Origin of the sequence: Niallia endozanthoxylica (assembly GCF_008710145.1) — a bacterium.
Taxonomy (GTDB): domain Bacteria; phylum Bacillota; class Bacilli; order Bacillales; family Cytobacillaceae; genus Bacillus_BD; species Bacillus_BD endozanthoxylica.
In genome coordinates, this window is the sequence record NZ_VYKL01000005.1 from 104,185 (window position 1) to 126,686 (window position 22,502).

The window sequence follows — 22,502 nt, forward strand, 5'->3', positions numbered from 1 at the left end:
CTGGTCTTTTGTCTAGCTTATATTTTATATTAGACAGAATACCCTTCGTTCCTTCCTGCTTAGAAAATAAATTTTCATGAAGATTTGACCCGATTAAGCGGCAGCATGAAGACGGAAACGCCAATTTTCTTACAAACAGCTACATAATGCAGCAGCATCAATAAAATCGCTTCAGCATTAATACCAATGATGACGCCATCCATTTGGAAACTTTCTTTCGAGCCAAGAAAATAGATAATCACAAACGCTGTTATCGTTGCCCAAACCGCATGAAGAAATGCTTCCTTCATGAGTCCGAGACCAATTAAATAAGCCTGAAGCGGCATGATAAAAAAACGGAAGAGAAAGCATGGCCATAACAACTGCAAATATCGTGCAGAACCTTCAGAGTGGAAGAATGTAGTAGTTAATTCTTCGGCAAAAAAGTAACATATTAGAACAGCTGGAATTCCATAGGCAAAAGTCCCAAGCATGACCTGCTTTAGCAGCTTTTGCAGATAGAAGATATTTCTCTCTGCATTTGCCTTAGAGATCGTTGGAATTAGCATAATCATTAATGAATGTGAAATGAACGTAGGAAAAGAACCAATGACCATCGCAATCCCTGCTACCATTCCAAACTGCTCTGTCGCTAAACCCTTACTGACACCCGCATAAAAGAGCGCCCCTGTAATTAAGAACGGCTCCAATGCAGAAGTAAAAGCATGAAATACCCGTAAGGCAGTTGTTGGAACCGAAACTTCCATTAAATTTTTCATAACCACTTTACTATGCAGCCTTTTAGAAGGCTGTTTTTTCATATAATTATATTGAATCATGAAGACGTGAAACAAATATAAAAATACAACCAAGTCACTGCCGACAAGTGTACAAAAGGCAATAAGCACTGCGGAACTGAGTTCAAAATCGAATAGATGGAATAAATAGACTAGCAAGAGAAGCTGCACTAACTTACGCAGAAAATTAGCAAGGGCAATCTTCCCCATATCAGATTTTCCCATAAAATAACCTCTGGCAATCGAAGTAAATGAAATAATGGGAACGAGAATCAGGACCAACCACCTGAAAATGGGGTGATATTGATCAAAAGCAGGAATGAATGGAAGAACGATTGACACCACTACCATTAGAATAGCAGTCATAATAATGGTCCATTTAAGGACATGACTTAACATACTGTGATGAATTCTTTGGTCCCGTTCAGCAATAAACTTTGAAATAGAGACAGGCATTTCAAAGCTGGCGAGAAGCACAATTAAAAATACAGTTGGAAGGATAGCCATATACATACCGAGTCCTTTTTCACCAAGCTCCCTTGCCAATACCATATTAATAATAAATTCTACAACTTCCCCGATACAGGCTGCAGCAATTAGTAAAAGAGTTCCTTTAAAAAATGAATTCATATAACGCTCCTTTAATCTGACTCCAAAATATGAAATACACTACACCTGTTTGTAAGAGTGCAGACTTATAAGTTCAAACTTGTATTCTTTACAGCATATGAGACAAGTTCTCAGGATATTAATAAAAACGGTGCCTGACACCCTAAAAAGACCATTGTCCTTTTAGGGTGTCAGGCACCGTTTTATGATTGGTTCCACTTATCCAACAAATCCTTGAAGTCCTTTTGTCGGTTTGTGCTTGTTACAAATTCTCGTTCAGTAATAGCCGATAATAAGTACTTTTTTAATTTTGAATCCGTTATTTCCTGTAGAATCCATTTCCGGCAATCATATAAAAAATCTACATAATCCCTGTATTCCGGGCCATATTGACTGGCAAGATTCTGTTTAATCTTTTTTGCAAGGGTCGGGCTTGCACCAGAAGTAGAGACTGTCATGCTCAGCTTCCCTTGCTTATATACAGATGGAAGAATAAAGTTTGATTCCTCCGGATTATCGGCAAGATTCAATAATTGGTTTGGTGCAGCTGCCTTTTTCACAGCAAAACTTACTTCAGGATCATTTGCAGCTGCAATAATTAAAAAAGCGTCCTTAATGTCTTCAGCAGAAAAGGTCTTTTTCTTCCAGGTAATATTGCCAGCCTTATAGTATTGATGAAGTTTCTCTGTCAGCTCAGGACTGACAACTGTGATTAAAGCTCTTGCTTCCATCAGTCCTTGTATCTTCCGTTCAGCCACCTTTCCTCCACCAATTACTACAGCCCTTTTATCCATCAAATTGAGATAAATTGGATAGTAATTCATCTAATCACCTGCGATTTTTATCCATTTATGGACAAACCTTTGATGGTATCTATTAAAGCTTCTCGTGTCGGTGTTTCTGCTGTTGCATTCGGCTCTGCTCCGTAAAACTGTGCTGCCATAGCCGACTTTTCTCCCATGCAAATGACCTTTACATCCTTCAGGAATTCCTCTGGAAAAAGCTGTACAACCAATTCCTCTTCGAAAAACATTTTGACGGATTGCGCACTTGGGAATACGATACTATCTGGTCTAGCCTCGGTAAGTATTCTTTGTAAAATCGGTAAATACGCCGCATCCACTACTTTTTCACTTGTGATTAACAAATCACAATTTCTATATTTATGGGCCACCCGGCTGTCACCTACAACAAGAAGAGTTTCTTTTTGAAAGAGATGATCGGTGATATCAGCCAGTAAACCGCGCTCCTGCAAGGCGGTGGCCGTTTTCTTTGATAATCCATATATATCAGCCGATAAACTGCGAATATCGATTTGTTCCTTCTTCAAAAGCTGAAAAAACTCTTCTACACTTTCAACCGAAGTAAACAAGATTTCTTCGTAATGAGCAAGTTTTTCTAAAATATCATAGTTTACAGGTATTTCTGCATTTTTCCATTTAGGAAATTCAACCACATCTGCCCCTTGTTCTGTCAAGGCCTGTGCTAGTCCACTTGATTGAAAGCCTGTTCTAGCAAGTAATATTTGACGTCCAAATAACGGCTTTTTCTCAAACCAGTTAATTTTATTACGCAATGAAACAATTTCTCCAACAAGCGTAATCGCAGGATTGCTAAATTTCTGCTTTTCTGCTAATTCTGCGATTGTTTCCAGCGTTCCTTCTAATGTCTTTTGTCTGCTAAAAGTACCCCATTGAATAAGAATAACTGGGGTCTCCGGTGATTTGCCATGCTCTATCAAGCATTGGCAAATATAAGGAAGGTTTTTTACTCCCATATAAAAAGCAATGGTATCAATTCCGCTGGCGAGTGCTTTCCAATCAAGAACAGGCTTCCCCTCTTTTGATTGATCGTGAGCGGTCACCACTGCAAACGTTTCACCAAATTGTCTATGCGTAACTGGAATCCCGGCATAAAGCGGTGCAGCCATTCCCGAAGATATCCCCGGAACCATTTCAAATTCAATGCCTGCGTTCGCTAAGGCCTCAGCTTCTTCACCCACACGTCCAAAAACACCGGGATCGCCTCCTTTTAAACGGACAACCCTTTTTCCTTCCAATGCTTTATCGACTAAAAGGCTATTAATCCCTTCCTGCCTTAATGTATGACGATCAGGCAGTTTGCCGCAATAGATAAGTTCACAGCCAAATGGCGCGAAATCTAATAATTTCGGATTTGCCAGACGGTCATATAAAATAACCTCTGCCTGTTTAATCGCATCTAACCCTTTTACCGTAATTAACCCGATATCTCCCGGTCCTGCGCCAACTAAAAACACTTTTCCTTTGTTCATATACGGTCATCCTTCCAAAAACAATGATACAAAGGTGCCTGACACCACAAAAAGACAACTGTCTTTTTGTGGTGTCAGGCACTACTCTTTTATACTCCTTTTACATTATACAATAATATAAACTTTGTCATCAGAAACTTCTAAAGGATAAACGTTTACCTGACCAGTATCAGGTGCTTGAACCTGTCCATCCTTAAGCGAGATTTTCCAGTCATATATAGGGCAGAATACATATTCTCCACTTACTAAACCGTCTGAGAGCGTACCGCCCTTTGGATGCGGACTGCGGTTTTCAATCGCACGCACATCACCATTTGTTAGTTTAAAAAGAACAATTTCCTTTCCAGCAATTGAGAATACCTGACCTATTCTTTCTGGAAGAGTGGAATAATTTGCTAGTTCAATTTTATTCGTCATAGTCTTTTGTCCACCTTATTACTTATATTTTGTCATTCTTTCACTTCGATTATTATCTTACCGGAACAGCCACTTCCTGCTTTGAGTAATACTTGTCTAAAATTTCTTTGCTTTGAATCGCTTCTTGCCATGGTTCAATATATCGTTGGAGTGTTTTATCCATACGCTCATTTAATGCTTTTCGTGTGTCTCCATCAGCCAGCACTTCTTTGATATGGTCCAGCCCTACACGTTCAAGCCATTTAGATGTACGCTCTAAGTACTCTGCCGTTTCGCGATAGTATTGCAGGTAAGCACCAGTAAGTTCCATTACTTCTGCTTCCGTCTCCACCTTGCCTAGTAAATCACCAGCACGAAGGTCCGTTCCTCCATTACCGCCGACATATATTTCCCATCCGCCGTCAACGCCGACAAAGCCGATATCTTTAATTCCTGCTTCTGCACAGTTACGTGGACAACCGGATACACCCATTTTCACCTTATGCGGTGTGTCCAAGCGTTCGAACTTCTTCTCCAATTCAATACCTAGTCCCATTGAATCCTGTGTACCATAACGGCAGAATTTCGCACCAACACATGTTTTGACTGTTCTAAGTGTTTTACCGTATGCATATCCTGAAGGCATTCCAAGGTCTGCCCAAATATTTGGAAGGTCTTCCTTCTTCACTCCAAATAAACCAATTCGCTGACCGCCTGTTAATTTTACTAGCGGCACATCATACTTTTCTGCTGCTTCAGCAATTGTTTTCAAATCCTTCGCACTTGTGACACCGCCATACATTCTTGGAACGACAGTATACGTGCCATCTTTTTGAATATTAGCATGCATCTTCTCATTAACAAGACGAGAATCACGATCATCCTGATGATTTTCAATATTTATCATTCCAAGATAATAGTTAATGGCCGGACGGCATTTGGAGCAGCCTTCGTCATTTCTCCAGCCTAGAACATTCATTACTTCTTTGACGCTTGTTAAGCCTTTTTCTTTGATTTCAGCCACTACTTCATCTCTGCTTAAATGTGTACAGCCGCAAATGCCGGCTTTCTTCGCAGATTTATCATAATTATCACCAAGCGTATAAGCTAAAATATCAGAAATAAGCGACTTACAGCGCCCGCAGGAACGGCCTGCATTTGTACAGCTTCCCACTTCTTCCACTGTTGTTAGGCCATTCGCTTGAATGGCATTGACAATCGTACCCTTTGAAACGCCATTACAGCCACAGACAAGATCATCATCAGCCATTGTCGCTACATCGTTGGATGCATGCCCTTCACAGCCTGAGGACAGAATAGAAACACTTGTTAAGCCGCTGATATCTTCTTTTTTATTCAGCATACGGAATAATCGGGTGCTGTCCTTTGTATCACCATAAAGAACGACACCTGCGATATGATTATCCCGAATTAATACTTTTTTGTACACGCCGTCAAATTCATTATGGACTTTAATTGCCTTTGTTGAGTCGTCATCCATAATTTCACCAGCTGAAAATAAATCAACGCCAGCTACCTTTAATTGTGTGCCAACAACAGAACCTTGGTATGGCTCAGGCATTTTCCCTGCCAAGAATTCGGCCAGTACCTTTCCTTGTTCATATAATGGTGCAACTAATCCGTAGACGATTTCACGATGCTCAGCACATTCTCCTACTGCATACACATTTGCCACACTTGTTTCCATAAAATCATTTACCATGATTCCGCGGTTAACCCTTATCCCACTTTCTTTTGCGAGACTAACGTTTGGTTTAATCCCGACCGCCATGACAACCAGGTCTGCTGATACAGTCGTGCCATCCTGAAAGCGAAGTCCTGTTACTCGTTCATCACCAAGTATTTCAGCTGTTGCTTTTTCCATTAGGAAATTCATGCCTTGTGCTTCCAGCTCTTTTTCAAGCATCTTTGAAGCAACAGGATCTAGCTGTCTTTCCATTAAATAGGGCATTAAATGAACAACATCCACTTCCATGCCAAGATTTAATAAGCCGCGAGCTGCTTCAAGACCCAATAATCCTCCGCCAATAACAACAGCTTTCTTATGTATTTTGGCTGTTTCAATCATTGTTTCGCAATCCTTAATATCACGGAAACCAGTAACACCTAATTTTTCTGCACCAGGGATTGGCAATATAAATGAGTTTGAACCAGTAGCAATAATTAATTCATCATAATGACTTACCCGCCCTTGATCTGAAACTACTTGTTTATTTACTGTATCTATTTTCACAACTTCTTCATTGGTATAAAGCGTAATGCCGTTGTCACTATACCAGTTCCAATCATTCATAATAATATCATTAATGGTTGTATCACCTTGAAGAACAGTAGATAATTGAATCCGGTTATAATTCGGATGAGGTTCTTTCCCAAATACAGTTATTTCATACGTATTTGGAGCTAGTTTTAGAAGCTCCTCTAATGTTCTAATTCCTGCCATACCGTTACCAATCATCACTAATTTCTTATTCATTGTTACAACCTCCTATTTAATTTGCTCACTTAATCACAATATTTTCTTTATGTTTATATATTAATGGTTTTCTCCTTAAAAAATTTGTGAGGTTCGTCACACTTTTCTACATTTGTTCACATGTTCACAAATATGCCAAATTGTATTCAAAAATGAGACATAATCTATAGAAAATTTCAATGGATTTTAATTAGTAGGCTATATTAACGAATCATGTTGATAAGATTTTTGAACCATCCGTGAGAAATAAACATAGCCAATGAATAAAAAAGACTGCCCTAATGGCAGCCCTTTATTTAACAAGAGAATGTTTAAACGCATAGATGACAGCTTGTGTCCGGTCCTGTACTTGAAGTTTGCTGAGAATATTACTTACATGGGTCTTGACAGTTTTTAAAGCGATAAAAAGCTCGTCTGCAATTTCTTGGTTACTTTTCCCTTCCGTCATGAGGAGAAGAATTTCCATTTCCCTGCTTGTTAAATCCTCATGAGGTTCATAGTGATTTTTCTGCCGCATTTTCATCATCATTTTCCCGGTTACTTCTGGTTCTAGAATGGATTGACCACTGTATGTAGAGCGGACAGCATTAGCAATCTCACTTGCTTTAGATGTTTTCAGCATATAGCTTGTAGCACCTGCTTCAAGGGCAGGATAAACCTTTTCGTCATCTAAAAAACTTGTAACAATAATAACTTTCGCTTCCGGCCATTTGGCAATAATCTGCCTTGTTGCCTCTATTCCGTCCATTTCCTTCATCACTAAATCCATTAAGATAATATCCGGTTTAAGAGAGAGTGCCAGTTCAATCGCTGTTTTTCCATTATCCGCTTCCCCAACCACTTCCATATCAGGCTGGGCAGCCAAATAGGATGAAACTCCAATCCTTACCATTTCATGATCATCCACAAACAATACTCTAATCATTATCCTCACCTTCAATTACAGGAATTTTGACTTCAAGTCGAGTCCCTTTCTGTTTTAACGAGACGATTTTTAAATTGCCTCCAATTTCAACAGCCCGGTCATGCATATTCTGCAAACCGTAGGAGCCAGCCTTGTCTTCATCAATATCGAACCCAATACCATCATCAGACACTCTTAAAATAATAAATCCATCTCTTCGAATCAGCAGTACCTCAAGGCCACTGGCTTTTGCATGGCGAAGCGTATTGGAAACGGATTCTTGTAAAATTCGAAATAAGTGGTCCTCAACACCCTTTTCTACTGTAAAATCTTCTATTTTCCATTTTATGTTCATACTCACTTTTTGAGTTAATTCAATAAGTAGTTCTTCTATTCCTTCCTGAAGCGATTTTCCTTTTAATGCCACAGGACGTAAATGCAGAAGCAAAGCCCTCATCTCGAGCTGTGATTGATGAATCATTTCCTCTACTATTTTCAGCTGCTTTGTTTCACGGTCATCCTCGTTTGTCTTTCCTTCATTAATGGCAGACATCAGCATCGAAGCGCCAAACAGCTGCTGGCTGACCGAATCATGCAATTCACGGGCAAGGCGGTTGCGTTCCTGAGAAATAATTTCTTGAATTCGGCTTTCCTGCTCTTCTGCAGCCTCAGTTGCTAACCTTTGTGATACTTTTGCCTGTTCGGCCATTTGTTTTTGAATTTTACTCATCCGCTTTGTTATGGATGCTAATTCAGCTGAAGATGCAGAACGTTCCTTTTCTAATGGTCTTCCTTCCTCAATCAGATGGAGCTTTTCATCAATAGACTGCAGCTGCTTTTTCCAAAAAAGCCCTGAAAAAGTACCAAATACAATACCAATCACCATGCTGACGCTTGGAACAAATAATATATAGGGAATATCCAAGACTTCTTTTTCCCAAAGATCACTTAAGTTTAATAGTGGAAAAACAGTAAAGGTTTCACCCGCCACAAAGATAAAAATCAATAAGGACAGGCATGTACCGATGAGAACATGTCGTAAAATGATACTCATACACGTTTCACCTCAATATCACCAATCATCATTGAAGTGAAGATTTTCACCTTCTGGTCTGTTTGTTCATAATTACCCGTTTCCACTTTTATTAAACGATTAATTAAAGAGGTTTCGTAGAAATCTAAAATCCTCGCTGATCCAAAAAGAACCGAATGTTGAATACTTACCTCTACATCATATGGAATGAGAACCGTTACTTTCCCCATAATGTTTCGGATAAAGATGATGGACTCGCCTTTAGGCAAAACCGTATTGCTTAGATCAATCAAACTATCACCCACACCACACTGTATATTCACGTCATGCCATTCATACACATGATCAGGTGTTTGTTGATGGCCAAATAAGCGGTTTTGAAAGAGCGTCTGTTCCTTTATAATCGTTTGACCATGAAAGCCGGCATCTTCATTTTGTTCATGAATCATCGGAATGATTGTGTTCAGCTTCTGCTTTCGATTCGCATACTGAAAAATAAGAAAACAAAGCAGTGCGAGCAGGAAAAACTTAACGGCCATCATATTAATGACATTCACAAAAAGCAGAAAAATTCCTGCCCAAAAAAGAAGTGTACCGGTCTTTTTCGGCGTCCTTTTTCTCCCGATATACACCATTCCTATCGCAACAATAAGGGAGAAAATTAAACCACGGTTAAAGAAAAATACATCTAATAAAACAAAAAAGGCACCAATTAAGACAATCCAGCTGAGATAGTCACTTTTTAATTTTTGCAGCAAACCGTATTCCTCCCTTCTTGTTATGATAGGAAAAATGAAATGTGGAGGCGACTGTCCAGGGACGACAGGCATAAGACAAGCACTGACAGAAGGCGCTCTTTGCCTTCCGAAGTGATTGGCTTATGATCCGAGTCCCTAGGAGCCGCAACTAGACAAATAGAAAAGCGAAGAACGCTTTTCATAAAATCTTTAAATGAGCCATTCTATTCCTAAAAAGGCGCAGAAGCCTGCGCCTTTTTAGCATAACAGTTTCCATTATGAAATTGAACTTGTTTCTTCTTTATCTAGCTTCAATGCCTGATTTTGCTTTTCTAATTGAGCAATTCTTTCATCGATTGTGTTTTGATAGTACGAACGATTCACATCTTGCTCTAAGCGATCAAGGTATGTTTCGATTTCCTGAAAACGAGAATAGGAGTTAGTAGAATACGCTTGATTATCAAGAACCTGATTCATTTTGTGCTGGGCACGCGTTACATTTTCCCTTCCCATTAATTCTAGACGGCGGATATTCATATCCTTAAGCTTGTGCTTCATTAGCTCATATTTTTGCTCTAAGTCTGAAAGCTGAGTATTTGCTTGAACCATCAAGTCATGTATGCGGGCTGCACGCTCCTCAAAATGCTGCTGTTCATTGGAAGCAAATTGGTATAATTCCATTTCACCTGCCTGGGAAGCAACTTCTGCTTGATGTTTACGTTTAGATGCCATCTCAGCGGCATGTTGATATTCACGGTTAAATTCGTCTTTTAAGCGATACTGTCTTTCCAAAAGCTTACGGACCTTTTCAGTTTCCTGCTCACATTGACGTAAATAATGATTTAACAACGCGATTGGATTTTTTTGCTCCTTATGATCAATCGCTTCATGTAAATCTGCCATAATCGTATTTTTAAAACGGGTAAATAAATTTGCCATTTTTTATTCTCTCCTTTAATTATAGTTGTTTTACAATTGGATAGGAATGGATACTGTCTGATTAAAGCATCAGAGTCTGTTTTGTTTAATATTTATTTAACTGTGACCATTGCTTTTCGAAATTGACAAATGGGTCATCACTTTCTTCAATGATGTCTTTTGGTTTATTCCAATTTTTATATACAACGTATAGCACATATGCAGCTGCAATTCCTAGAATAGCAGGGACATTTGAGGCTGATGCCATTAAAGCAACGAATCCAAGAATACCCCAGCCAATTTTCATTAAGATAGAATCTGTTTTTAAAAATTGTTTGACGACAAAGTAGAAAATCGCTAAACTAATCACCAACCCTACCATCGGTCCAATATTATGCAGTAACACAATTGCTGCGATACCTCCAGCTAAAAGCAACCCAAATTTTTTCATGTTTTGTTGCCTCCTTTCTTGATTACATCTTACCTTTTTCACGAACTTCCTATAACGAACTCGAAATGTATTTTCAAGTAGGTCTTGAGGCTGAGACGAGTTCAGACCTTTTTCGAATAGAAAAAAACTAAGGATTTCTCCTTAGTTTCAAGTGACAAATTTATGTGTTTATTAAGCTTTTCCCAATGCCTGTGTAAATATATTAATAATATCATCAGCCGCTTCAATTCCAACAGAGATACGGACGAGTCCCATCGTTATCCCCAGTTCTTCCTGCGCTTCCTTTGGCAACGCCCTGTGTGAAGTGGTTAAAGGATGAGTGACAATGGTTTGAACCCCTGCCAACGTTGGCGCAATTTTTACCCATGATAACCCGCGGAAAAATTCATTAATGTCAACCGTTTCCTGAAGTTCAATCGTAACGATGGCACCAAACCCATTTTCCCCGTGCTCAAAGGGATAATAGACATGCTTTACTAATGAATGACTGCGAAGCGCTTCAGCTAACTTTTTTGCGTTGGAAGACTGCTCCTTCATCCTAAGTGCTAACGTTTTAATGCCTCTGCATGTCAGCCAAGCTTCAAAAGGACTGAGATTTGTACCGAGATTAGCAACCTTAGCCGCAGCTTTTTCAATTAACGCTGCATTTCCAACCAATACACCCGCAGTTACATCACTATGTCCACCTATATATTTTGTTGCACTGTGTACAACTAAATCAATACCTTTCGTATATGGCTTGCAATGATATGGGGTAGCAAAGGTATTATCGACTAACGTTGTCAAACCATATTTCTTTGCTAATCCTACAACAGCATCAATATCCTCCACCCTTAACATCGGGTTCGTAATCGATTCTGTATAAAGCAGCTTTGTGTTATCTTGAATGGCCGCTTCTACTTTCTTCACATCTGAAAAAGGCACAACAGTTACTTCAACACCTAAATCTGCTAATTCTCCTGAGATTAAATGAAAGCTTCCGCCGTAAAGATCATCTGCAGCCACAATATGATCGCCGTTTTTAACAACAGCCAACACCCCTGCAAGTATGGCCGATAAGCCGGAAGATGAGGCAATTCCAGCCTGCGCCTCCTCTAATCTGGCAACGGCTTCACCTAGCTCATCAGTATTCGGATTACTTACACGAGAATACAAGTAATTCCCATTCCCCTGGTAGTAACCCTCTAGCTCATCCAAATCATTAAAGGTAAAAGCTGACGTTTGGTAGATTGGCGTAATTTTACTCTTAATGTTTCGATTTTGTTTCTTTATTGGATGTAAGATTTTCGTTTCAAACTTCACGATTTCGACTACCTTCCTATTGTAAAATCATTCTCTTTTATCTGATCTTTATTTATTCTATCACTAATTTAAAGAAGGTTCTTCCTTGACTCTAACATTCAGATTAAAAACGAGTGTCTCATTTGACACCCCTAACACTAATTATTCATTCCTTAATAAAGGCCCTTTTGATACCAAGCCTGATCTTCTGATTTTAATATCTATTTCTACGTCTATTTGAGCATTTTGAAAAGCTTCATCCCAATTATTCTTATATGCTTTAAACTTTTTGGGATTTTGCCGTTCTACCACTTCACCGAACCCGAAGATATCTACCCCGTACTCCTCTTGTACTTGCTGAATCGTTTTACTGATTCGTTCTTTTATGTAGTCTGCTGCTAATTTTTCATATTTCAAGTATGTGCCTAATTCATTTAACGGATAATTACATTGATTTCCATTCATATATCCTTCTGCTCTTATACGAAGTTTAATATGGGGGCGCCCTTTTTGAATGTCCCCCTTTATCTTTGTATGTGAATGTATTAACCTCATTGCTATATAATTATCTTTTTCACATGGAATACTGACAATTGTTGTTTTAATTCTATTTTGCAGCCATAAGTAATCTCTCGTTTCTTCAACTGGAAGAGTACCGACAAGTTTTTCATCTCGAAACATGGCGAGTGAATCAATTTCAACAATGGCATCGAGCTCTGATTTTTTTAGATTATCCACAGTTGCTCCTTTTTTAGGATCTCCGTGTATTCGAACAGCCGCCATAACAGGCTGGCGTCCCGCTGATGTATAAGCATTAATAAAATCGGCTAAACGGATATCCGGATCCAATCCCCAAAGCCTTGCCCCAGTTTTTAGCTGTTTCGTTAATTTTAAAGAAGAGGATTTTTGAATCGTATACAGAACCTTTAGTACTTCTGCTGCCTTGCCTTCATCTACCATTATAAAATTAAAATCATCCCTGATTTCCCTAGTACGATCAAGAAAATCTATAAAATCTAACATTCCTTTCTCTGCAATGGCTTTACTAATCACAACTGTTTTCATGTGGGAATAAATCACAATCTTCGAAAAACCAATGTTCATTTTATGTGCAACTTCTGCCAATGTGTTTCCTTCTAATGAGAAAATAACAGTCGGTGCATTCCCGCCTGCAGTTTGTTCATTTAATTCTGCCGGATTAATCGCTTCTACTGTAACTACATATTTGTCATCTTCTCCTATATCAATAGCCATCCCAACTGCCAGTGATATATCTGCAAGCTCTTTTTGATCCCAGCAGCCTGTTAGTAACAGCATATTTATTATTAGTACAATATATAGGGCCTTTGTTTTCATCCATCATTTCTCCTTTGCATATCAGGAGGAGTGTTAGAACCTTTATTCTTTTGCTTCACAGGTTGGGCTGTCCGTAAATAACTCGGTCTTCTTGTCATCCCCCAATAAGGAAAGCGAATAAAGACATCTCTTTGGTCTTCACTATTAAAAGGAGCAATAGGAGCTAAATAGGGCACACCAAATGATCTTAATGAGGCTAAATGGGCAACCATCACGACTAAACCAAGCAAAACCCCATACAATCCAAGAAAACCAGCTATAGGGATTAAGATTAACCTTAAGATCCTTGTTGCTGCTGATAAACTATAGACAGGAGCTACGAAATTAGCGGTGGCTGTAATGGCCACAATGATGACCATAATGTTGGAAATGATTCCTGCTTCTGCAGCTGCCTGTCCAATGACAAGAGCTCCGACAATGGAAACAGTCTGCCCGACAGCTCTCGGCATCCTAATACCTGCTTCCCTTAAAATTTCAAATGTTAATTCCATAATTAACACTTCAACTACAGCAGGAAATGGCACACCTTCACGTTGAGCCATAATATTAATCAACAGATGGGTAGGTACTAACTCTTGATGATAAGTCAAAATGCCCACATATGCAGACGGAACAATTAAGACAATCATAAAGGATACATATCTGAGTAATCTAAGAAAGCTTGAGATTGAATAGTGATGATAATAATCTTCAGAGGAAATAAAGAAATCAGTGAAAACAGCCGGGACCAGCAAAGCAAACGGGGTGCCATCAATAATAATACAAATTTTCCCTTCCATTAATTGACCTGCCACAGTATCCGGGCGTTCCGTATTAAACGCTAATGGAAACACCGTAAATGTCTTATCTACAATGAGTTCCTCAATGTTGCCAGATTCAAAAATAGCAGATACATTTATGCTGTTCAGCCTTTTGCGAACCTCTTCAACGATTTTTTCATTGGCAATACTATTCATATAGCCGAGAAATACTTTTGTTTGTGTTTCATTTCCAATGATAAACTCCTCAAAACGAAGATTCGGATTTCTAATTCTTCGCCGAACTAGAGCCATATTTATAGAGGCAAGTTCAACAAAACTATCTTTCGGACCTCTGATAACCGTTTGGGAGGTTGGTTCTGACACTTGACGCAAGTTTGAATTGGGCATGGCAATCGTGATGTAGGAAGGAAAAGTTTTAAAGGCAATTGCTAGACTGCCGTTTAATATTTCCTTACTGACTTCCTCTAAAGTATAGACAAATTTAAAACCGCTTCCTCCAAACAACTGCTCACAAAACTCCTTTATCCCCTCTTTCGACTTTAAATCAAAGGAAGAATTAGACTGGTAAGTTTGTTTGTTCATTAAGGTTTGCTGCAATTGATTATTATCGATTACAGTCGAAAGATAAAATAGCATTCCATCTGTTTCTGCTATTTTCAAGGATTCCATTATTAAATCTGCCGTTTGGCCAAAAGAACTTTGAATAGATTCTTTTAATTCATATACAGATCTATTTTCTTCATCCTGCTTCATTTCTAGTATTTCCTCGGCAGTGGAGCTTTTCTTTGATTCCTTCCTTTTCCTTCTTATCCGTACAAGTGGTTTTTCTGAAGTCAACCTCTCACCCCGTTTCATAATTATTTTTCACTAGCCTGCAGTTGAATTCTCTTTTGCCCCTTGCTTCTTTTTATTTTTCCAAAGTATGATTCCTAATAGAATGCCGGGAATACCAAACTGCATGGGTGGATGAAAATAACGCGTAACAAATACTAAGCCCTCCTCCACATGTTCAGCAAAGTTGCTTGCTATCCAAACCGAATAACAAGATATAAGCATCCCGATTGGAAAAGTAAAATTTCGGTATGGAATCTTAAAAATATACTCAAGCCCTTTTAAACCTGCATAAAGGAAAATAGAGCTTTTGACCAAAATTCCTAACAACATAATAAAAACCACAAAGGCATCGGTTCGTTCAATAAAATTCGCGACTGAGATTTTTCTTGCAGCAGATAGCAGCGGGAACTGTGAAAACTGCATAGTATCTGCTCCTAAAGCGATAAGCATGATAAATGTTGCAAAAGCTAAGAAAAAGCCAGCCAGTATCGTACCTAATAAAGTTACTTTCTTAGCTTTTTCGAAATTTGTCACACTTGTCAGAATCACAGTAAATACAATTAATTCACCAAAAGGAAAGGTCAGTAAGCCAGGAAAAAGCCCCTTTATGACTGGCATAAAGCCATCCCCAAGGATTGGCAGCGCATTTTGAAATCTAATTCTGCCACTAACAAATAAGAAAATAATGAGCAGAAATAAAAAACCTATTAAATAAGGAAAAAATATTTCAGATACTCTTGCCAGTACTTCAATCCCAAGATACAGAATATAGACAATGACGAGCATGACAGTTAGTATGGTCACTTCAATTGGCGTTAGAGGCAGAACCGCAGTAGTAATTAGTTCGGCAAAATCACGATTTAATCGTGAAGATATATAGAAAAAATAAATGATATAGCCGGCAGAGAAGAAAATGGCAATTGGTCTTGTAAAACCATACTCCATTAATTCATATAAATTATGATTTGGGACCAATTTAATTAAGGTGTAATAAAAATACATAAGTCCTGTCCCTAGTACAGTAGCAATAGAAATTCCAATCCATGCATTTTGCCTTAGTTCCGTCGCAACCCCCATGATAATGGCACTGCCAAGTAAAAAGATGAAAATTAATGCTAATAATTGAGCTAATGATAAATTTTCCTTTTGCATGTAGAAACACATCCCCTGTTATAGAAGGAATATAATTAATAACCCATGAATATTAGGAAAGCGGCTGTTTAGGTTGTCCCTTTTTCCTTTTGATTCGTATATCAACTATAACCGCCCAAATGAAACCGCTTAGACAAGTTAGAAAGAGAATCATTCTATCTTGAATAAGCTGATAATGGAAAAGATTTAACAATACTTCCTCAATGGTAAAGTTAAATAAGATGATATCGACGCATGCAATTAAACTCCCCAACAAAATAAAGACCGCCAAGAATGAAAAAGTAACCATATTTTTCCCCTCAATTCAAAAAATGACAAATCCTATTCCCCCCTTATCATGTCAAACACGAGAAAAATTATCCAAAAAAAGTAAACTTAGGCGATTGCATTAACGCAATGGGGGACAGTCCCCCACCTCTTCACCGCATTACCTTAGCGGGGGACTGTCCCCCGCTCCTTTAACGCGGTAATAAGAATTATGTTGGAATTTATTTTGCATATATCTAATGTTTATTGGAAAAATTACCTATATATGTAATGACAGGAGGTCTTTTCAATGACAGCTTCATCCCATTCCATGCCGCAGTTTCCTGAGTCTTACTGGCAGGAGATTTCTCTGCCGTCTTCTGATACACTGACGAAGGATATCTCCGTTGATGTAGCCATTGTTGGCGGGGGAATTACAGGAATTACGGCGGGTTACCTTTTAAAGAAGGAAGGCTTAAATGTCGCTATCCTGGAAGCAGGAAAAGTGTTAAATGGAACAACTGGTCATACAACTGCCAAGGTTACTGCCCAGCATGGACTAATATATGACGAACTTATTGCACACTTTGGCGAGGAGAAAGCTAAACTTTATTATCAATCAGCTGATAATTCGTTAAGATTTATTAAGAATCTAATTCAGGAGAAAAACATTGATTGTGACTTCAGTGAAGAAGATGCCTATATCTATGCAACAACAGATGAGTATGCCAATAAAATTAAGAAAGAAGCTGAAGCCTATAAGAATTTAGGGATTAACGGTGAACTGCATACTTCCATTCCATTTGACATTAGCATCAAGCAGGCATTATCGATGAAAAGGCAAGCTCAATTTCACCCATTAAAATATTTGAAACAGCTCGCGCTTGATTTTATTGAAGCTGGCGGACTTATTTATGAAGGAACAACCGCTACAGATATTGAAGAAGAAAATGATATACCAAAAATTATTACAAGGGATGGGTATAAGGTCACATGTAAACAGGTCATCATCTCCTCTCATTTCCCTTTCTTTGATAAAGAAGGAATGTATTTTGCCAGAATGTACCCTGAACGTTCCTATGTTATTGCCGTGAAAGCCGAAAAAGAATATCCCGGAGGAATGTATGTAAGTGTTGACAGCCCTATCCGCTCATTACGCTATACACCCGTTAACGGTGAGCCGCTTATTTTAATTGGAGGGGAAAATCATCAAACGGGCCAGGGTCCTGATACGCTAACACATTATCAGGAACTTGAAGCCTTCACGGAAAAAACACTTGGGATTAAAGAGTATGCTTACCGTTGGAGTACGCAAGACTTGATTACATTAGATAAGCTTCCTTTTATCGGCCCAATCACAGCACAAAAACCAAACATCCTTGTTGCAACCGGCTATCGCAAATGGGGAATGACAAATGGAACAACTGCCGCCATGCTTTTAGCAGATACGATTCTTGAAAAGGACAATCCTTATCAAGACCTATTCTCACCAACCCGTCCCAACAAGGCGGATCCAACAATTAAAAAATTTATCAGCATCAATGCAGACGTAGCGGGACATCTGTTAAAAGGTAAGCTTCAGTATTTGCCCAAAGATCCGAGCCACCTGCAAAATGATGAAGGTGCTGCCGTCATGTTTAATGGCGAGAGGGCCGGTGCCTATCGGGATCAGGATGGTAAATTGCATATCGTTGACACCACCTGTACGCATCTCGGCTGTGAATGCGAATGGAATCATGGAGACCGTACATGGGATTGTCCTTGCCATGGCTCGCGTTATTCTTACGACGGAGAAGTGGTAGAAGGACCTACAAATAAACCATTAAGACGAATTGAATAGAAGTTTATTCTAATCTATAAACTAAAAAACAAGGCTCCGCTTTATTGGCAGCCTTGTTTTTTTATACTATATTAATCTAAAGTAGGTCTTGCTCCGCGTTCTTTCGTTCCAGTTTGAAATTCAACCAACTCTTCACTTGTACGATTGGCTTCTTTTTTATTTTTATTGCGCTGTGCGTTCGCATTGCCGCGTTTCGTTCTTCCCATTATTCTACCACTCCTTTTATGATTGGGCTTACAGTGGTAGTATGACTCGTTTTTATGACTTTATGCGGCGGAAAGCGTCCTTAACGTTTGATTGGAGTCTGGGATTTCCCTTCTACAATACTTTCCCCATGGAATCTTTTGATTACAGCATGGGTACCTATTTCTCGAGCGAATTTTTTCAAATCACGTTCTTCCCGCTCTGTCACAAGGGAAATAACCGTTCCAGCTGCACCAAATCTTCCTGTTCTCCCTGAGCGGTGAACATATTGATTTAAATCCTTTGGGAAATCATAATGAACGACATGAGTGATACCTTGAATATCAAGTCCCCTTGCTGCTACATCTGTCGCAATCAGCATTGAAGTTTTACCGTCCCGAAAATTCCTTAATGCCTTTTGACGTTCCATTTTATTTAAATCACTATGAAGAATACTTACGTTAATTTTCTTAAATTGCAGCTTTTCCGCGAGAACGGTTAAATTCCCAATATCTTTAACAAACACTAGCCCCTTAAGCTCCTTCAAACGGGAAATCTTCTCCAGCAATTTAATCTTATCGCGCTGCTCACTAATAAAATAAATATGATTCACTTTTTCTGCACGAATGGTTTCATCTTTTTTTACAGAAATAATTTCCGCATTATTCGTAAGCTCTTTAGCTATGTTTATGATTGAATCCGGCAAGGTTGCTGAAAAAAGAACCACTTGTCGATCACTTAAGGTTGATTTCACAATCTGTTGGACTGTTTCTGTGTGCTCAGGTACCAATAATTGGTCCCCTTCATCAAGGACAACCATTTTCACCTCATGCATTTTTAACTTTTTTTGTTTAATTAATTCATGCACCCGGCCTGGGGTGCCAACAGCAATGTGTGGATGTTTTTTTAATTTTTCCAGCTGCCGCTTAACATTTGCCCCGCCGATAAAAGAAGCACCTCTGATTCCGCTTCCTTCTGCCCATTTTTGAATTTCATTTAAGATTTGCATAACAAGTTCTTGCGATGACGCCAAAATGACTGCCTGCACCGCTTTTTTCTCGGCATCAATCATGTTCAAAACCGGAAGCAAATAAGCTAAAGTCTTTCCTGTACCGGTCGGTGACTGGGCAATTACATCCTTTTTTTCGAGAATATGCGGAATAGCATAAGACTGGATAGAAGTTGGCTGCGAAAAACCGGCTTTTTCCCACACCAGTTGAATCGAACCTTTTAACCTGTTTATTAGTTGTTGATTTTCCGTCATTCTAATCTCCTTCATAAAAATAGATAATAGTGAAGAAACTGTTCGTTTCATTATACTATTACAACTATCAAGATAAAAGCACGCGAAAATGGTCCTAACTGCAGATACCGTTCACCATACAAAAAAACAGCATAATAGGTTGAACCTATTACACTGCTTTTATTAATTGCTTCTGTTTAGCCGATTAATTTATTTTCTTTCATTGTTTCAGCAAGGGCATTGATTACTTCCTCTTCATCAGCACCTGTTGCGGTTACAGTTACTTCTGCCCCTTTGGAAACACCTAGTGACATGACACCCATAATTGACTTTAAGTTTACACTTTTTCCGTTGTATGCAAGACTTACATCTGAACTGAATTTGTTCGCTGTATTTACTAAAATTGTTGCAGGACGAGCATGGATTCCCGCTTCATCGATAATTGTAAAAGTTTTTTCTGCCATATTTATTGACCTCTCTTCTAGTTTTATGTAGGTTAAAAATCCATTATCTTTTTAACCATATTTTCAATTCAGCATAATGCCATTACACAATTCTTCGTCTGATACAAAGGATAATGGTCAATACCTATTATCCCCTCGTAACGCATGGCTATTCCATGCAATCTTATGAAAATAAATTAACTGTGCGAAGGCCTGCCGCAATACATAATACCACAAAAGAAATATTTTTTCTTCTTTTTTTATCGTATTTTAAAAATTATTACTTTTTTTATTTTTTAATAGAGTGCTCCGCATTCTTAAGAAACGAAACTATGATTGACTCCACCTGTAAAATAATTAATCTCCAAGTATTTCCACCCCTATTAGTTAATAGCTGCAGCGATTAAAGCTTTTATATCTCTATCCGAAATCACAAAAAAAGACCTGTCAACGTGAACAGGACCTTTCTATACAAGTTATTTAATTCTTTTTATTTCTTTCCCCTCTGATTCCTCATCATCCGCAACTAAGTCTTTTGCTGATTTCTTAAATTCCTTTAACGTTGAACCGACAGCACGTCCTAATTCAGGAAGCTTTGACGGTCCAAAAATAATGAGAGCAAGAACTAAAATCAGAATCAAGCCAGGAATACCAATATTGGAAAGCATATGATTCCTCCTCATTTATTGGTGCCTGACGCCATAAAAAGATATTTGTCCATTTATGGTATCAGGCACCTGATGTTTAAAATCCGGTAATTGCGATTACGCCAGGTCTAGGCATTGTGTCACCTTTACGGTGCGGCCACATACTTGTTGGATTTTTAGCATCTTTCGACCCTTCACCTGGATGCTGCACAGCTAAGAATAATGTTGTTTCATCTGGAGTAAAGCATGGTCCTGTCATTTCAGATTCTATTGGACCTGAAGCAAATTGATACGCTTCACCGACTTCCTCTTCCCTTACATTCTTATAGGCAACAGTCGGAATAACAAATAAACCATTATTTTTGAAGTGCTTATGAATTCCTTTATTAAGACTACTGGAAGAAATATCTGTAACAGTCCAAAGATTTGCATTGCTATCAAACGTTAAATTATCTGGTGCACTAAAACCGCTTTGCTTACCACCTGCAGCGAAAATTTCAAAATCAAATGTTAATGAACCAAGATCATTGTTATCCTCAATAAATCTTGTAATGTGTCCATGGAAGTTCCCATGCTTGTCATTGTTTGTATGCGCAATGAAGATGGTTTTATCGAATGGAGAAATTTCAACATCTTCCGGACGGTCCGTTGGCGTTCCACCAATTAATAAGGATGCTTCATCCGCATATACTAAAACATCAGCTTGAGTTTGGTATTTTGCTTCAAGATCTGCTTTACCTTTAATTGCTGCTTGTACCGTTTCAAGCGTCATTGGTACCCATTGACCTTTTTTCATGTTGGCTACATAAAGTGTTCCTTCTTCTAAAAGCTTCGAATTAGCCCTGCCAGCTGATTCTACATATTTGTCTTTACTAACGAACTTGTACACACAGGCATCTTTTACATCATCACCCATGTATACAGCAACGTGGCCATCCTTAGTTAGACCCATGGCAGCATTTTCATGATGGAAGCGGCCTAATGCCGTATGCTTACGCACTTTGAAGTTCGGATCAAACGGATCAATTTCCACAATCCAGCCGTAATGATTTTCATTTAATCCAGCTGCTTCACAAGTATCTTCATAGTTTTCTTCCGCTGAAAGAACCGTATTCCATAAGGTTTTACCGCCGGAACAGTTCGCAAATGTTCCTTGAACCGTTGTTGCTCCGGCCATTGTTTTTGATCCTCTAGCAGGACCTGTTACATCAAACGGAGTTAAACCGGAAACACGGCGTGCAATAGTAGAATCTGAAACCAGCTTCCACCCGCCTTTTTTGTCTCCTTTTACCTCGATGATTGAACCGCCCTGTACGTACAGCATTTTTTCAATTTGCTTTGCTGAGTATTTACCGTTTGCATCTGGTGCACCATGTACGAAAATATCGCTGGAATACTCATGGTTTACCCAAAGTAATCCATGATTGCTTGATCCATTGATTGGAAAATATTGAGTGAAGTCACTATTAAAACCAAATGTATCTCCAGCTTTGTTAATGACGTCTTCATACGCTGCAACTACTTCATACTTATACCCTTTTGGAACAATAACATCATCCACATCAGATGGTTCAATTGGCTTAAAGTTTAAGCCAGATACTTTTTTATTGAATCCAAATAGATTATTTGCCGCATCTCTGCCTTTTGCTTCTACTTTTGGGGCTAGTCCTCCAAGACCAGCTGAAGCTACCGTTAAAGCTGCAGCTCCTGTTCCGACATATGTTAAAAATTTACGACGATTAATTTCAGTCACGTTAGTACCCTCTTTTCAATTATTTATTACCTTTTCTCTATTAAAAATAGTAATAAACAAATGTTAAGAGAATAGTAAGTACAAATTAAAAGACTCTAAAGATTTGTATATTTTTTTACAAGATTGTAAATCTATTTAGAATCTTCCAC

21 protein-coding genes are annotated in these 22,502 nt (G+C 38.6%); 1 reads left to right on the forward strand and 20 read right to left on the reverse strand.

Annotation, left to right across the window (positions count from 1 at the left end; all coding sequences use genetic code 11):
* Positions 1-74 precede the first annotated feature (74 nt).
* From F4V44_RS01880 to F4V44_RS01950, 15 genes are all read right to left on the reverse strand, one after another.
* Positions 75-1,406, reverse strand: a complete 1,332-nt coding sequence (locus F4V44_RS01880; protein ID WP_150438286.1) for an oligosaccharide flippase family protein — start codon at positions 1,404-1,406, stop codon at positions 75-77.
* A gap of 182 nt (positions 1,407-1,588) precedes the next feature.
* Positions 1,589-2,209 (reverse strand): NAD(P)-binding protein, encoded by a 621-nt coding sequence (locus F4V44_RS01885; RefSeq protein WP_150438287.1) that lies wholly within the window; start codon positions 2,207-2,209, stop codon positions 1,589-1,591.
* 17 nt (positions 2,210-2,226) lie between these two features.
* Positions 2,227-3,678, reverse strand: a complete 1,452-nt coding sequence (cobA, locus tag F4V44_RS01890) for a uroporphyrinogen-III C-methyltransferase (protein ID WP_150438288.1) — start codon at positions 3,676-3,678, stop codon at positions 2,227-2,229.
* Positions 3,679-3,783: 105 nt separating this feature from the next.
* A complete protein-coding gene (gene nirD / locus F4V44_RS01895; protein ID WP_150438289.1) occupies positions 3,784-4,095 on the reverse strand; it encodes a nitrite reductase small subunit NirD in 312 nt (103 codons plus the stop codon).
* Between the two features lie 52 nt (positions 4,096-4,147).
* The gene (gene nirB / locus F4V44_RS01900) at positions 4,148-6,571 is read right to left on the reverse strand and encodes a nitrite reductase large subunit NirB (protein WP_150438290.1); all 2,424 of its coding nucleotides are present in this window, start codon (positions 6,569-6,571) and stop codon (positions 4,148-4,150) included.
* A gap of 292 nt (positions 6,572-6,863) precedes the next feature.
* Positions 6,864-7,496, reverse strand: coding sequence for a response regulator transcription factor (locus F4V44_RS01905; RefSeq protein ID WP_150438291.1), 633 nt, complete (start codon positions 7,494-7,496; stop codon positions 6,864-6,866).
* A complete protein-coding gene (locus F4V44_RS01910; RefSeq protein ID WP_150438292.1) occupies positions 7,489-8,529 on the reverse strand; it encodes a sensor histidine kinase in 1,041 nt (346 codons plus the stop codon). The genes F4V44_RS01905 and F4V44_RS01910 overlap by 8 nt, the downstream gene beginning before the upstream one ends.
* Entirely contained in the window at positions 8,526-9,266 is a 741-nt protein-coding gene (gene liaF / locus F4V44_RS01915; RefSeq protein ID WP_191090522.1) for a cell wall-active antibiotics response protein LiaF, read from the reverse strand. Before liaF ends, F4V44_RS01910 begins: the two co-directional genes overlap by 4 nt.
* 255 nt (positions 9,267-9,521) lie before the next feature.
* Positions 9,522-10,184: a PspA/IM30 family protein gene (locus F4V44_RS01920; RefSeq protein WP_150438294.1), complete on the reverse strand. Its 663-nt coding sequence runs from the start codon at positions 10,182-10,184 to the stop codon at positions 9,522-9,524.
* A gap of 85 nt (positions 10,185-10,269) precedes the next feature.
* A complete protein-coding gene (locus F4V44_RS01925; protein ID WP_150438295.1) occupies positions 10,270-10,614 on the reverse strand; it encodes a lmo0954 family membrane protein in 345 nt (114 codons plus the stop codon).
* A 171-nt stretch (positions 10,615-10,785) separates the two neighbouring features.
* Positions 10,786-11,916: a trans-sulfuration enzyme family protein gene (locus F4V44_RS01930; RefSeq protein WP_150438296.1), complete on the reverse strand. Its 1,131-nt coding sequence runs from the start codon at positions 11,914-11,916 to the stop codon at positions 10,786-10,788.
* A gap of 141 nt (positions 11,917-12,057) precedes the next feature.
* On the reverse strand, positions 12,058-13,251 hold the full coding sequence (locus tag F4V44_RS01935) for a Ger(x)C family spore germination protein (protein ID WP_150438297.1): 1,194 nt from the start codon (positions 13,249-13,251) through the stop codon (positions 12,058-12,060).
* Positions 13,248-14,849, reverse strand: coding sequence for a spore germination protein (locus tag F4V44_RS01940; RefSeq protein ID WP_223881755.1), 1,602 nt, complete (start codon positions 14,847-14,849; stop codon positions 13,248-13,250). Before F4V44_RS01940 ends, F4V44_RS01935 begins: the two co-directional genes overlap by 4 nt.
* 30 nt (positions 14,850-14,879) lie before the next feature.
* On the reverse strand, positions 14,880-15,998 hold the full coding sequence (locus F4V44_RS01945; RefSeq protein WP_150438299.1) for a GerAB/ArcD/ProY family transporter: 1,119 nt from the start codon (positions 15,996-15,998) through the stop codon (positions 14,880-14,882).
* A gap of 52 nt (positions 15,999-16,050) precedes the next feature.
* A complete protein-coding gene (locus F4V44_RS01950; protein ID WP_150438300.1) occupies positions 16,051-16,287 on the reverse strand; it encodes a hypothetical protein in 237 nt (78 codons plus the stop codon).
* Between the two features lie 267 nt (positions 16,288-16,554).
* On the opposite strand from F4V44_RS01950, the gene F4V44_RS01955 reads away from it, so the two are divergent.
* Positions 16,555-18,084 (forward strand): FAD-dependent oxidoreductase, encoded by a 1,530-nt coding sequence (locus F4V44_RS01955; protein ID WP_150438301.1) that lies wholly within the window; start codon positions 16,555-16,557, stop codon positions 18,082-18,084.
* Between the two features lie 71 nt (positions 18,085-18,155).
* Here F4V44_RS01955 and F4V44_RS28095 read toward each other — a convergent pair whose 3' ends face one another.
* The 5 genes from F4V44_RS28095 to F4V44_RS01975 form a co-directional block, all read right to left on the reverse strand.
* Positions 18,156-18,290, reverse strand: coding sequence for a hypothetical protein (locus F4V44_RS28095; protein ID WP_263406651.1), 135 nt, complete (start codon positions 18,288-18,290; stop codon positions 18,156-18,158).
* An 80-nt stretch (positions 18,291-18,370) separates the two neighbouring features.
* Positions 18,371-19,531, reverse strand: coding sequence for a DEAD/DEAH box helicase (locus F4V44_RS01960; RefSeq protein ID WP_150438302.1), 1,161 nt, complete (start codon positions 19,529-19,531; stop codon positions 18,371-18,373).
* Positions 19,532-19,707: 176 nt separating this feature from the next.
* Positions 19,708-19,974 (reverse strand): phosphocarrier protein HPr, encoded by a 267-nt coding sequence (locus tag F4V44_RS01965; RefSeq protein ID WP_150438303.1) that lies wholly within the window; start codon positions 19,972-19,974, stop codon positions 19,708-19,710.
* A gap of 455 nt (positions 19,975-20,429) precedes the next feature.
* Positions 20,430-20,621 (reverse strand): twin-arginine translocase TatA/TatE family subunit, encoded by a 192-nt coding sequence (gene tatA / locus F4V44_RS01970; RefSeq protein WP_150438304.1) that lies wholly within the window; start codon positions 20,619-20,621, stop codon positions 20,430-20,432.
* Between the two features lie 76 nt (positions 20,622-20,697).
* Positions 20,698-22,353 (reverse strand): PhoX family protein, encoded by a 1,656-nt coding sequence (locus F4V44_RS01975; protein ID WP_150438305.1) that lies wholly within the window; start codon positions 22,351-22,353, stop codon positions 20,698-20,700.
* Positions 22,354-22,502: the final 149 nt, after the last annotated feature.

Bases quoted from the DNA above. Each gene is read 5' to 3' on its own strand.
- F4V44_RS01880 (WP_150438286.1), bottom strand. From the start codon at position 1,406: ATGAATTCATTTTTTAAAGGAACTCTTTTACTAATTGCTGCAGCCTGT.
- F4V44_RS01950 (WP_150438300.1), bottom strand. From the start codon at position 16,287: ATGGTTACTTTTTCATTCTTGGCGGTCTTTATTTTGTTGGGGAGTTTA.
- tatA (WP_150438304.1), bottom strand. From the start codon at position 20,621: ATGCTTTCCAATATTGGTATTCCTGGCTTGATTCTGATTTTAGTTCTT.
- F4V44_RS01945 (WP_150438299.1), bottom strand. From the start codon at position 15,998: ATGCAAAAGGAAAATTTATCATTAGCTCAATTATTAGCATTAATTTTC.
- nirB (WP_150438290.1), bottom strand. From the start codon at position 6,571: ATGAATAAGAAATTAGTGATGATTGGTAACGGTATGGCAGGAATTAGA.
- F4V44_RS01935 (WP_150438297.1), bottom strand. From the start codon at position 13,251: ATGAAAACAAAGGCCCTATATATTGTACTAATAATAAATATGCTGTTA.
- F4V44_RS01920 (WP_150438294.1), bottom strand. From the start codon at position 10,184: ATGGCAAATTTATTTACCCGTTTTAAAAATACGATTATGGCAGATTTA.
- cobA (WP_150438288.1), bottom strand. From the start codon at position 3,678: ATGAACAAAGGAAAAGTGTTTTTAGTTGGCGCAGGACCGGGAGATATC.
- F4V44_RS01960 (WP_150438302.1), bottom strand. From the start codon at position 19,531: ATGACGGAAAATCAACAACTAATAAACAGGTTAAAAGGTTCGATTCAA.
- F4V44_RS01885 (WP_150438287.1), bottom strand. From the start codon at position 2,209: ATGAATTACTATCCAATTTATCTCAATTTGATGGATAAAAGGGCTGTA.
- F4V44_RS01905 (WP_150438291.1), bottom strand. From the start codon at position 7,496: ATGATTAGAGTATTGTTTGTGGATGATCATGAAATGGTAAGGATTGGA.
- F4V44_RS01910 (WP_150438292.1), bottom strand. From the start codon at position 8,529: ATGAGTATCATTTTACGACATGTTCTCATCGGTACATGCCTGTCCTTA.
- F4V44_RS01955 (WP_150438301.1), top strand. From the start codon at position 16,555: ATGACAGCTTCATCCCATTCCATGCCGCAGTTTCCTGAGTCTTACTGG.
- nirD (WP_150438289.1), bottom strand. From the start codon at position 4,095: ATGACGAATAAAATTGAACTAGCAAATTATTCCACTCTTCCAGAAAGA.
- F4V44_RS28095 (WP_263406651.1), bottom strand. From the start codon at position 18,290: ATGGGAAGAACGAAACGCGGCAATGCGAACGCACAGCGCAATAAAAAT.
- F4V44_RS01925 (WP_150438295.1), bottom strand. From the start codon at position 10,614: ATGAAAAAATTTGGGTTGCTTTTAGCTGGAGGTATCGCAGCAATTGTG.
- F4V44_RS01965 (WP_150438303.1), bottom strand. From the start codon at position 19,974: ATGGCAGAAAAAACTTTTACAATTATCGATGAAGCGGGAATCCATGCT.